Consider the following 12,286-nt stretch of genomic DNA (forward strand, 5'->3'; position numbering starts at 1 on the left):
GGACGGACCGAAACACTGGGGAAACGCGGGCGGATTATCGTTCTGGGATGCTCCACCCGCCTGCATTCGGCGACTCCGCCGAGGCGCCTCGAACCCTCTCCGCCACGCGCGTGTTCGTGGACGGCGCCTTCCTCCCCGCGACCGTCACGGTCACCGACGGCGTGATCACCCAGATCTCCGCCTTCGATCCGGACGCGGATGTCGTGCTGCCCGATGACGCCGTGCTGCTGCCCGGTCTCGTCGATTCCCACGTGCACCTGGATGAGCCGGGCCGCACCGAATGGGAGGGTTTCGCGACGGGCACCGCTGCGGCCGCCGCGGGCGGCGTCACGACCCTGCTCGACATGCCGCTGAACTCCGTGCCGGTGACCACCTCGGTCGCCGCGCTCGCGGCCAAGCGTGCGGCCGCCCAGGGAAAGCTCGCCGTGGACGTGGGCTACTGGGGTGGCGCCGTGCCGGAGAACCTCGGCTCACTGCGCGCGCTCGCCGAGGCGGGGGTCGTCGGCTTCAAGTGCTTCCTCTCCCCGTCCGGTATCGACGAGTTCGGCCACCTGGAACCTGAGCAGCTCGAGGCCGCCCTCGCCGAGCTCGCGGAGTTCGACGGCCTGCTGATCGTCCACGCCGAAGATCCCGCGCACCTCGGAGCCGAGGGGCCGCTCGGCATCCACTACGCCGACTTCCTGGCATCCCGCCCCCCGCACAGCGAGGAATCGGCGATCCGCATGGTCATCGAAGCCGCACGGCGCACCGGTGCCCGCGCACACATCGTCCATGTCTCCGATGGCTTCGCGCTCGACGCGGTACGTCAAGCGAAGGCCGATGGCGTACGTCTCACGGTCGAAACCTGTCCTCACTACCTGACCTTGCGGGCCGAGGACGTTCCCGACGGCAACGCCGCGTTCAAATGCTGCCCGCCCGTGCGAGACACCGTCCACCAGGACCTGCTCTGGGCGGGGGTACTCGATGGAACGATCGACGCGATCGTCAGCGATCACTCGCCCTCCACCCGAGAGCTCAAAGAGCAGGGTGACGGCGACTTCGGACTCGCCTGGGGTGGCATCGCCGGTCTCCAGACGGGGCTGCGCGCCATCTGGACCGAGGCCCAGCGTCGCGGCATCGCGCTCGAGGCGGTGCTGCCGCTAATGACGACCGGTCCGGCACGCATCGGCGGTCTCGGCGGCAGGGGGACACTCGCCGTCGGCGAGCCCGCGCATCTCGTGGCCTTCCGGCCGGATGCCGAGCAGGTCGTCTCGGCGGGGGCGCTCGAGTACCGCAACAAGCTCAGTCCGTGGGACGGTGCGACCCTGCGCGGCGAGGTCGCAGCGACCTGGGTGCACGGAGCGCTGGGGTTCACGCCCGAGGGAGGCATCGCGGGCCGCGGTGGACGTGAGATCCTGGCGGTCTCACCCCACACGCTCGAAGGACCCCGATGAACGCCCTGTCTCCGTCCACACTGTCGTGGTCGATCCTGCAGCCCGGTGTCGGTGACATCGCCGGCGACCAGTACCTCGCGGCCACCCCGGCCACGGTGCTGTGGGGTCGCCTCCCGTGCGAGACCGACGCTCCGGTGCTCACGATCGCGCCCGGACAGACGGTGACGGTCGACACGATCAGCCACGAGGGGATCCTCCCCGACCAGGGTCAGGACCCGCTCGCCTACTTCACCGGCCACGGGGTCCCCGTCGAGGCCGTCCTGACGGATGCGATCGAGGTCGCCGCGACCTCCCCGCGCGACGTTGAGCACGACGGCCCGCACGTGGTCACCGGGCCTGTCTTCGTCACGGATGCCGAACCCGGCGATCTGCTGAAGATCACGGTCGAAAAGCTCGAACCCCGGGTGCCGTACGGGGTCATCTCCAACCGTCACGGCAAGGGCGCCCTCGTCGGCGAGCTTCCCCGGAACCCGGGGAACGTCAGTGTGTTCTGCCCCGTCGAGGAGCGTGATGGCGTCCTGGTCGGCACCCTCCCGGTCACCGAGGGAGGCGCCCGCGTCGTGGACTTCCCCCTCGCGCCCTTCCTCGGCACGATGGGCGTCGCCGTGTCCGGCGGCGAGCGCCCCCACTCGGTGCCCCCGGGCGCGCACGGCGGCAACATCGACATCAAGCTGCTGACCGAGGGCGCGGTCCTCTACCTGCCCGTGCAGGTTGCCGGTGCCCTCGCCTATGTCGGTGACCCCCACTTCGCGCAGGGCGACGGCGAGGTCGCGCTGACGGCCCTCGAAGCATCGCTGCGCGCGACCCTGCGGTTCGACGTTCTGAAGAAGGATGCCGCGCTCGCGGCCTTCGGCGAGGTCGCCGGGCCCCTGGTCCGCACCGACGACTACCTCGTGCCGACGGGTCTGGACAAAGACCTGAACGTCGCGATGCGCAACTGCGTGCGCGCGGCGATCGACCTCATCCAGGCGCGGTGGGGGCTCGACGAGCACCTGGCCTACGCCTACCTGTCGGCGGCGACCGACTTCGACATCTCGCAGGTGGTCGACATCGTCACCGGCGTGCACGCCCGTATCCGTGAGGCCGACTTCGCGAAGGTGGAGCATGACTGATCACTCCAGCGGCATCCCCGACGGCATCCCTGCCGACCTGTTCACGGCGTTCGATGCCTACGAGCGCGCGATCCTCGCCAACGACCTCGACGCACTGGACGCCGCCTTCGCGCCCGGGGCGGAGACGATCCGGGGGGACGGCGCCGGACTTCTGGTCGGCCACGACGCGATCAGCGCATTCCGCGTGACCCGCGGCGGAGTCCCCCCGCGCACGATCGAACGGCTCGAGTACCGCCCGCTCGGGCCCGACGTCGCGCTGCTGGTCGCCGTCTCGCACTTCGCCGGCGGCGGCGCGGGGTTGCAGACCCAGGTGTGGCAGAAGATCGACGGGCAGTGGCTCATCACCGCCGCGCATGTCACCCCGCGTACGCCTCCCTTCGACAAGACCGTGTGGCGCAGCGTCGGCGATCCGCTCTACCAAGGCGCCTGGGAGGGACCCCTGAAGGGCCTCACCGTTGCCGTCAAAGACCTGTTCGGCCTCGTGGGTTTCCGAATCGGCGCGGGCAACCCGGCTTTCCTCAAGGGCGCGCGTGCGGAGAAGACGACGGCTCCCGCCCTTGCGGATCTGCTTCGCGGCGGGGCGAGCGTTCGCGGTATCGCCCGCACCGACGAGTTCGCGTATTCGATCGCCGGGGACAACGCCCACTACGGCACCCCGCCCAACGGCGCTCTCCCCGGCGCACTTCCCGGGGGCTCCTCGAGCGGGGCGGCCAGTTCGGTCTCGATGGGCCAGGCCGATGTCGGGCTCGCCACCGACACGGCCGGATCCATCCGCGTCCCCGCGTCCTACCAGGGCCTGTGGGGTCTGCGGACGACGCACAATCTTGTTCCCCGTCAGGGCGTGCTCCCGCTGGCGCAGACGTTCGACACCGTCGGATGGCTCACCCGCGACGGCCGGACCCTCCAGCGCGTCGCCGACTGGTGCCTGAGCTACGACGGTTCCGAATCCACCGAGAGCGTTTTCGGGGAGTCGGGCACCGACCTCCCGTGGCGGTTCCTCGTCCCCGATGAGGCGCTCGAGGCCGTCGAGCCCGCCACACGGGAGGCGTTCGAGTCGCTGCTCGCGCGGCTGGCGGCATCCGATGATCCGCCGCGCCTGGCGCGGGTCTCGATCGGCGACCTGGACGACTACTACACACCCTTCCGCACCGTGCAGGGCGCCGAGGCCTGGCGCAACAACGGTGACTGGCTGCGGGAGAACCCCGGGGCCGTGGGACCTGCCGTCGCCGAGCGTTTCCGGCTCGCCTCGCAGGTGACACCCGAAGCCGAGACCGCCGCCCGTGCGACGCTCGCGACCCTCGGAGAGAACCTCGCGACCCTGCTGCGTGGTGCGGTACTCGTGCTGCCGACCGCTCCGGGCCCCGCTCCCGCGCGGACCGCGCCCCAGGACGCCATCGACGCGACGCGTCAGGCGACCCTGAAGATGACCACACCCGCCGCTGTCGCCGGGCTCCCCGCGATCTCGGTGCCGCTGCTGACGGTTCCCTCGACGCTCGGGCCCGCGCCCGTGGGCGTCTGTCTGGTCTCCCGCGCCGGCACCGACATCGCCCTCGTGCGCCTGGCTCGGCGCCTGTCGGCACTCGCTTCGGGCGGGGTCGCCGACGGAAAGGAACACGCATGACGACATCCGTCATCCCCGGCCCCATCGATCCCCCCGCGCGCCTGCTCATGGGCCCGGGGCCGATCTCTGCGTACCCCAGCGTGCTGCGGGCGATGTCCGCGCCGCTGGTCGGACAGTACGACCCCTTCATGACCGCCGCCATGGCCGAGACCCAGGAGCTCTACCGCCAGGTGTGGGCGACGCGCAACGAGGCCACCGTGCTGGTCGACGGCACATCGCGCGCCGGGATCGAGGCGGCGATCACCTCGCTCGTGCGCCCCGGTGACCGGGTGCTCGTTCCCATCTTCGGACGCTTCGGGCACTTGCTCGCCGAGATCGCCGAACGTGCGATGGCGGAGGTCCACACGATCGAGACCGAGTGGGGGCAGGTGTTCACCCCCTCGGCTGTGGAAGAGGCGATCGTGCGCGTGCAGCCGACCCTCCTCGCCCTGGTCCAGGGCGACACCTCCACGACGATGAATCAGCCGCTGGGCGAAATCGGCGAGATCTGCCGTCGACACGGTGTGCTGTTCTACTCCGACGCCACGGCGTCGCTGGGGGGCAACGACTTCGAAGCCGATGCGTGGGGCCTGGATGCCGCGACAGCGGGTCTGCAGAAGTGCCTCGGCGGTCCGTCCGGCTCCTCGCCGATCACCCTGAGTGACCGCGCTGTCGAGGTCATCACCTCGCGCAAGAAGGTCGAAGCGGGTATCCGCGAGCCCGGAGACCCCTCGGCGCCCGATTTCGTGCGTTCGAACTACTTCGACCTGGGCATGATCCTCGACTACTGGGGACCGCGGCGCCTCAACCACCACACCGAGGCGACCTCCATGCTCTACGGCGCCCGCGAGTGCGCCCGCGTGCTGCTGCTCGAGGGCCGCCAGCAGGTCATCGACCGCCACCGCCTGGCAGGCGACGCGATGCTGGCCGGCGTGCAGGGGCTGGGCCTGGAGGTCTTCGGCGACATCTCCCACAAGATGACCAACGTCGTCGCCGTGTACATTCCCGAGGGCGTTCCCGGTGATGCGGCCCGTCAGGCGATGCTCGATGACTTCGGTATCGAGATCGGTACCTCTTTCGGCCCGCTCCACGGCAAGGTCTGGCGCATCGGCACGATGGGCTACAACGCCCGCAAGGATGCCGTGCTGACGACTCTCGCCGCGCTCGAGGCCGTGCTCCGGCGTTTCGGCGCGTCCGTCCCCGTCGGCGGCGGGGTGGATGCCGCGGCCGATCTGTACGCGGGGAAGTGACCCGCCGCGTGCTGTTGGATGTCACCCCCGACCGCATCGCCGCCGCCGCGCGGCGGGTCATGGCGCGCTGCGATGAGCTCGCGCGTGTGACGGCGGCTCCCGGATCCATCGAACGGGTATACCTGTCGCCGGAACACGCCCGCGTGAACCGGCTGGCGGCCGAATGGATGCGGGAAGTCGGGATGCGCTCCTGGCAGGATGCCGCGGGCAACCAGATGGGCCGCATCGAGCGCGCGAGCGACCCGGATCCGGCCGCGCCCGCGCTCATGCTCGGGTCACACCTGGACACCGTCCGCGATGCGGGACGCTTCGACGGGATCGTCGGGGTGCTCATGGCGCTCGAGGTGGTGCGTCTTCTGCGATTGCCCGGTGAGAGCGCCGTGGGCCTGCCGTTCCCGCTCGAGGTCATCGCATTCTCCGACGAAGAGGGCACCCGCTTCGGCAAGGCGCTCCTCGGCTCCTCCGCGGTGGCCGGAACCTGGAACGATTCGTGGTGGACTCTCACGGACGCCGACGGTCTCACCCTTCGGCAGGCATTCCTCGAGTTCGGTCTCGACCCGGGTCGTATCGGTGAAGCCGCCCGCCGACCTGACCAGCTCGTCGGATACCTCGAGGCCCACATCGAGCAGGGGCCGGAGCTGCACCGCAGTGAGCAGCCGCTCGCCGTCGTCTCGTCGATCGCGAGTGCTCGACGCTTCCAGCTGACGGTCGAGGGAGAGGCCCGGCATGCGGGCGGCACCCCGTACGACATGCGCCGCGATGCGCTGCTCGGCGCGAGTGAGGCGGCCCTCGCTGTCGAACGGATCTGTGCGGCCGAGCACCACATCATCGGCACGGTCGGTCAGTTCGAGGCCTTCCCGGGCTCGGTCAACGTCATCCCCGGAGAGACCGTCTTCAGCCTCGACCTGCGTGGCGAGTTCGACGGCGAGCGCGACCGCGTCTGGGACGCGATCAGCCGCGAGCTCGATGAGATCATGGGCCGCCGGAGCCTGCGTTGGAACGCGCGCGAGATCCACAACGCCCCGGCCGTGCGCTGTGCCCCGCTGCTGCAGGATGTCGTGCGCGAGGGCATCACCTCGACCATCACCGACACCGCCGAGGAGCCGCCGGTCATCTTCAGTCGCGCTGGTCACGACGGCATGGCCATCGGCTCGATCGCTGATGTGGGGATGCTGTTCTTGCGCAATCCCGACGGCATCAGCCACCACCCGGACGAGGCGGTGAGCGGGTCGGATGTCGCGCTCGGCATCCGCGCCCTCGCCGAGTCAGTGCTCGGTCTCGCGATGGACAAGAACTGATGCGTGATATCGCGCGGACCGCTGCCGCCTGGGTGCGGGAGGGCCGCCCCTTCGCCCTCGCGACCCTCGTGTCCGCACAGATCAGCTCGCCCCGCGAACTCGGCGCGAGCATGATCGTGGATGCTGCGGGCGAGGTGCTCGGCAACGTCTCGGGCGGCTGCGTCGAGGCTGCCGTCTACGATCTGTGCCTGCGCGCGATCGACAGCGGTGAGGCGACGCGGTCCCGCTACGGCATCAGTGAGGAGACGGCGTTCGCCGCGGGTCTGACCTGCGGCGGGATCATCGATGTGCTCGTCACACCCGTCGCTCCCGGCTCTGCCGCCGCGCGAACGCTGGTGGACCTCGATGAGGCCCTCGCGCTCCGCGAGCCCGTCTCGCTGACCCTCGTCATCGGGGGACCTGCCGGCGGCGGCGGGCTGATCCTGTCCCGCGAGGGGCGGAGCCCTGACGTCGCGCCCGACTCCGAGGTCCTCACTCTGGAGTTCCCGCACCGTCCGAGGTTGATCATCATCGGTGCGGTGGAGTTCTCCGTCGCTGTCTCGAGGATCGGTGCGGCCTCCGGGTTCGAGGTCTCCGTCTGCGACCCGCGCGAGGTGTTCGCCACCACCGCCCGCTTTCCAGACGCCGTCGAGATCGACCATCGGTGGCCGCACGAGTACCTGGCGGCCACGCAGATCACCGCCGATACGGCGATCTGCGTGCTCACCCACGACGCACGCTTCGATGTGCCCGCGCTCGAGGTCGCCCTCGGGAGCGCAGCCGGATACGTCGGCGTCATGGGCAGCCGTCGCACCCACGACGAGCGCCTGGCCCGCCTGCGCGCGGCCGGTATCGATGAAGCGACCCTCGCGCGCCTGCATTCTCCGATCGGTTTGGCCCTCGGCGGCCGCTCGCCCGAAGAGACCGCGCTGTCGATCCTCGCCGAGATCGTCATGGTCCGCGCCGGCGGGACCGGCATGCCACTGGGGCAGACTCGCGGCGCGATCCACCCCGACTCGCTGGGCGCAGATGACGCGCTCGGCATCCCGTCCTGTCCACCCGACCTCGCCGAGGTCGATTCCGTGATCGTCCGGTGGGATGCCGCCGGACGCCGACGCTGAACCCCGCCGGAGGCAGCCATGTCCATGCTCATCACCAATGCGCGACTGATCACCGTTCCCGCGGGAACCGATGACCCGGGCTACATCGAGCGCGGCTGGATGCTGGTCGAAGACGGCCGCATCAGCGCCATCGCCGCCGGTGACCCGCCCGTCGGCACGACGGCCGACGAGACCCTCGACGTGGACGGCGCGTTCGTCGCGCCGGGCTTCGTCTCCTCCCACAGCCACCTGTTCACGAGCGGCCTGCGAGGGCTCGGCGTCGGTGAGACCCTGTACGGCTGGTGCGACTCGATGCTCGGGATGACCTCGGGTGCGAGCCCCGAAGACATCTACTGGTCGACCCTGCACGGAGCGATCGATTTCCTCTCCAACGGCGTCACCACCGCCTACAACTTCACCGACCCGCTGCAGTCGTGGGAGCGGATGGTCGACGGCAAGCGCGTGGGCGATGCTCCGATGCGCGCGCTCGACTACCACACGCGTCAGGCCGACGCCTGCGCCGACGCCGGCATCCGCTTCGTCGACTCCATCGGCATGGATGCCACCGTCGGCACCGATGCCGAGATCCACGACCGCTTCGCGCAGTCGGTCGCCCATACGCGGTCGCTGGACCAGGACCTCGCCCTCGGCGCTTCGATCATGGGTCAGGTGCAGTGGTCGCCCCGTGACGACGCGGCCGCGATCGAGGTGGAGGCGATGCGCGCGCTCGGTGTCACCAACCAGGCCCACTTCCTCGAATCCCCCGAGGCTGTTCCGCTGCAGCAGTCGAAGTTCGCGATGTACCGGGATGCCGGAGCGCTGGGTCCGGGCATGATGTTCGGCCACTTCATCCAGACCACCCCCGAGATCATCGAGCAGGCCGCCGAGGGTGGAGCCGCCATGTCGTGGCAGCCCGCGTCCAACGGCCGCCTGGCCTCCGGTGTCGCCCTGGTGCCCGAAATGCTCGAGCTCGGGATGAAGGTGGGGATGGGGCTCGACGACCAGGCATGCACCGACATCTCCGACCCGTGGCAGAACATGCGCATGGGGATCGTCATGCAGCGCGCCCGGACGAAAGATCCGCTCTCGATGATGCCTGAGCGGGTCCTCCGCCTCCACACCCTCGGCGGCGCCGAGATCATGGGGGTCGCCGACCGCGTCGGAAGCCTCGAAGTGGGCAAGTTCGCCGACTTCGTGATCGTCGATCCGCGCCGACCGGACGTCGGACCGCTGTGGCACCCGGTGCGTACCTACGTGCTGTCGATGAGCCTGCGCAACCTGACCAAGGTGTACGTCGGCGGAGAGCTCGTCTCCGAGCGTGGCCACTCGACCAACCCGCTGGCTGCCGAGGCGACCGTCCGGGTGCACCAGCAGCTGCCGCAGATCGCTGCGCGCCTCGGGTACCCCGCCTGATGGGCGAGGTCATCCAGGTCTCAGACGAGGTCGCCGCAGCCCTCGCCGACGGCAGGCCGATCGTCGCTCTCGAGTCGACCATCATCAGCCACGGGCTGCCGCGCCCCCGCAACCTCGAGGCGGCTCGCGAGTTCGAGCAGATCCTGCGCGATCAAGGGGTGACCCCCGCGACCATCGCCGTTCTCGACGGCGTGCCGCACGTCGGTCTCGATGAGTCAGGTGTGCGCCGCATCGCCGAAGAGGATCTCGCCAAAGCGAGCGTGCGCGACCTCGCGGTGCTCGCCGCGCTCGGACGCAGCGGCGCGACCACCGTCGCCGCCACGGCCTACCTCGCCGCCCAGGCCGGCGTGCGCGTGTTCGCCACCGGCGGGCTGGGCGGCGTGCACCAGGGCGCCGGTGACACGTTCGACGAGTCCGCGGACCTCACGGTGCTGGCATCCAGCCCGGTCGCCGTCGTGTCGGCCGGCGCCAAGAGCGTGCTGGATCTGCCCGCGACCCTGGAACGCCTCGAGACGCTCAGTGTGCCGGTGGTCGGCTACGGCACGGACGTCTTCCCACGGTTCTGGCTGCGTGAGTCCGATCTGCCGCTGGACTGGAGGGTGGACACCCCCGAGGAGATCGCCGCGATCATCCGCGCGCAGGACGCGCTGGGCACGCGGGCCGGCATGGTGGTGGCAAACCCGCTCCCGGCAGAGCAGGAGTGGGACGTGGCCGAGCACGACCGGATCGTCGCGCAGGCGTTCGCCGAGGCGGACGCGCAGGGCATCCGCGGCAAGGCGGTGACGCCGTTCCTGCTGCTGCGGATCGTCGAGCTATCGGGTGGGCGCAGTCTCGAGGTCAACCTCGACATCGCCCGCAACAACGTGCGTCTGGCGGCCGAGATCGCGTCCGCGCTCGCCGCCTGATCGACTGAGGGACCGGGATGAGCCGCATCGTCGTCATCGGGGACGTGATCGACGACATCCTCGTCACGCCGCACGGACCAATCCGCCGCGACACCGATACGGAGTCGGACATCGTCTACGCCCAGGGCGGGTCGGCGGCGAACGTCGCCGCGTGGCTCGGACACCTGGGCGCACCTGTCGACTTCTATGGTCGCGTGGGCAGCGGGGACGCCGCCCGCCACACCGCGACCCTCGCCGCCCACGGCGTCCGCGCGCTCATCGAAGAGGCCGATGACCGCCCGACCGGACGGATCGTCATCCTGCTCGACGGCGACTCCCGCACCTTCCTCAACATGGGCGGGGCCAACCGTGACCTGCCGGTCGATGTGCTCACCGATGAACGCCTCATGGGCGCAGCCGCCGTCCACATCACCGGGCACTCGATGCTCGAGCCGTGGCGACTCGCGCGGGTGCCCGACCTCCTTGGTCGGACGCGCAGGCTCGGAATCCCCGTCGTGCTGGACCCGTCCTCCGCCGGGTTCCTCCGCGATGTCGGGGTGGACAACTTCCTCGCAGCGGTGGCCGGGGTCGACATCCTGCTGCCCAACCGCGACGAAGCCGAAGCGCTCACCGGGCTCGACGATCCGGAGGTCGCGGCCCGCGCCTTGACGGCCGTCGCGCCAACGGTGATCGTGACGTGTGGCGCAGACGGCTCCTACGTTGCCGAGGACCCCGCCCGAATGCAGTCCCGAGTGCGAGTGAGCCACGTACCGGCTGAACCCGCGCACGTCGTGGACCCCACCGGGGCCGGTGACGCGTTCGCGGCCGGCTTTCACGCCGCCGTTCGTCGCGGTCTGTCCCCCGTGGATGCCGCCGCGGCAGCATCCACGATCGCCGCCCGCGCCGTGACCCTCTCCGGCGCTCGTCCTCCCGCGCCGTAGCCCTCTGCCGGGCGCACGTCGGGCTCCCGGGTCCTCATGGGGAGAGGTAACGCGACGGAAACACGCTCGCGAGTGTTCGTGAAATCTACATCTCGTACCGTCGAACCCGATGCGAGACAGAAATCCCTGTTCGTCGTGTCATCACCCCACACCGAGGCACCAACAGCACTTGGAGACACAGCACATGACCATCTTCTCTTCGCGCCGCGGCCGCATGGCCGCTGCGCTGGCCGGAATCGCCGTTTCGGCTCTCGCCCTGTCCGCCTGCGCGGGTTCGAGCGACAGCGACAGCGGCTCGACCGACGCTGCCACCGACGAGCTCATCAGCGACATCACGATCCAGCTCAGCTGGATCAAGAACGAAGAGTTCGCGGGCGAGTTCTTCGCCGACAGCAACGGCTACTACACGGACGCCGGCTTCAGCTCGGTGACCCTCGTCCCCGGCCCCTCGACCAGCGCCCCCGAGCTCATCTCGGGAACCGCTGACTTCGGCCTGAGCGACGCGGTCTCCACCGGCGCCGTCGTGGCTTCGGAGGGCGCCCCGCTGAAGATCATCGGCACGACCTACCAGAAGAACCCCTTCACGATCCTCTCGCTCGCTGACGGTGGCAACATCGCCACGGTCGAGGACATGATCGGCAAGAAGATCGGCATCCAGGACTCGAACACGGCGCTGTTCACCGCGTTCCTCTCCGCCAACGGTCTGACCACCGACGACGTCGAGATCGTCCCGGTCCAGTACGACCCGGCGCCGCTCACCAACGGCGAGGTCGACGGCTTCATGGCGTACCTCACCAACGAGGCGCTCATCGTCGCCGCCGAGGGCTTCGACACCGTCAACCTGCCCTTCGCCGACAACGGTCTGCCCTTCTCGGCCGAGACCTTCGTCACCACCGACGACATGATCGCCAACCACCCCTCGACGGTGAAGGCGTTCCTGCTCGCCGAGATCCGCGGCTGGACCGACCTGGTCAACGACCCCGCCGAGGGTGCTCGCCTGGCCTACGAGGTCTACGGCGCCGACCTGGGTCTGGACCCGGCACTGTCTGAAGAGGGATCGTTCGCACAGGTCGACCTGATCGTCACCGACGAGACCCTCGCCAACGGTCTGTTCACGATCAGCGACGAGCTGCAGGAGGCCACCATCGCGAGCCTCGCGGGCGCCGGCATCGTGCTCACCGCGGCCGACCTGTTCGACCTGACGCTCCTGAACGAGGTCTACGCGGAGAACCCCGACCTCATCGACTTCATGGGTTGATAGAGAGTTCACTGAAAC

Annotated in this window: 10 protein-coding genes; all 10 read left to right on the plus strand. The window is 69.8% G+C overall.

What is annotated here, in order from left to right; genetic code table 11:
• Positions 1-47 precede the first annotated feature (47 nt).
• Positions 48-1,433, plus strand: a complete 1,386-nt coding sequence (gene allB, locus ABD206_RS11330; protein ID WP_344072597.1) for an allantoinase AllB — start codon at positions 48-50, stop codon at positions 1,431-1,433.
• Positions 1,430-2,545 carry an acetamidase/formamidase family protein gene (locus tag ABD206_RS11335; protein WP_344072598.1) on the plus strand — a complete coding sequence of 372 codons (1,116 nt, stop codon included), beginning with the start codon at positions 1,430-1,432 and terminating at the stop codon, positions 2,543-2,545. The genes allB and ABD206_RS11335 overlap by 4 nt, the downstream gene beginning before the upstream one ends.
• Positions 2,538-4,166, plus strand: a complete 1,629-nt coding sequence (locus ABD206_RS11340) for an AtzH-like domain-containing protein (RefSeq protein ID WP_344072600.1) — start codon at positions 2,538-2,540, stop codon at positions 4,164-4,166. The genes ABD206_RS11335 and ABD206_RS11340 overlap by 8 nt, the downstream gene beginning before the upstream one ends.
• Positions 4,163-5,395: a pyridoxal-phosphate-dependent aminotransferase family protein gene (locus ABD206_RS11345; protein WP_344072602.1), complete on the plus strand. Its 1,233-nt coding sequence runs from the start codon at positions 4,163-4,165 to the stop codon at positions 5,393-5,395. The genes ABD206_RS11340 and ABD206_RS11345 overlap by 4 nt, the downstream gene beginning before the upstream one ends.
• The gene (locus tag ABD206_RS11350; protein ID WP_344072604.1) at positions 5,392-6,693 is read left to right on the plus strand and encodes an allantoate amidohydrolase; all 1,302 of its coding nucleotides are present in this window, start codon (positions 5,392-5,394) and stop codon (positions 6,691-6,693) included. Before ABD206_RS11345 ends, ABD206_RS11350 begins: the two co-directional genes overlap by 4 nt.
• Positions 6,693-7,793: an XdhC family protein gene (locus tag ABD206_RS11355; protein ID WP_344072606.1), complete on the plus strand. Its 1,101-nt coding sequence runs from the start codon at positions 6,693-6,695 to the stop codon at positions 7,791-7,793. The genes ABD206_RS11350 and ABD206_RS11355 overlap by 1 nt, the downstream gene beginning before the upstream one ends.
• 18 nt (positions 7,794-7,811) lie before the next feature.
• Complete coding sequence (locus ABD206_RS11360; protein WP_344072609.1) at positions 7,812-9,185, plus strand: amidohydrolase family protein; 1,374 nt, start codon at positions 7,812-7,814, stop codon at positions 9,183-9,185.
• A complete protein-coding gene (locus ABD206_RS11365; protein WP_344072611.1) occupies positions 9,185-10,090 on the plus strand; it encodes a pseudouridine-5'-phosphate glycosidase in 906 nt (301 codons plus the stop codon). The genes ABD206_RS11360 and ABD206_RS11365 overlap by 1 nt, the downstream gene beginning before the upstream one ends.
• Before the next feature lie 17 nt (positions 10,091-10,107).
• Positions 10,108-11,010, plus strand: a complete 903-nt coding sequence (locus tag ABD206_RS11370) for a carbohydrate kinase family protein (protein WP_344072612.1) — start codon at positions 10,108-10,110, stop codon at positions 11,008-11,010.
• A 184-nt stretch (positions 11,011-11,194) separates the two neighbouring features.
• Positions 11,195-12,268, plus strand: coding sequence for an ABC transporter substrate-binding protein (locus ABD206_RS11375; protein ID WP_344072614.1), 1,074 nt, complete (start codon positions 11,195-11,197; stop codon positions 12,266-12,268).
• Positions 12,269-12,286 lie beyond the last annotated feature (18 nt).

It is taken from the genome of Microbacterium sediminicola, assembly GCF_039531125.1.
GTDB lineage: Bacteria > Actinomycetota > Actinomycetes > Actinomycetales > Microbacteriaceae > Microbacterium > Microbacterium sediminicola.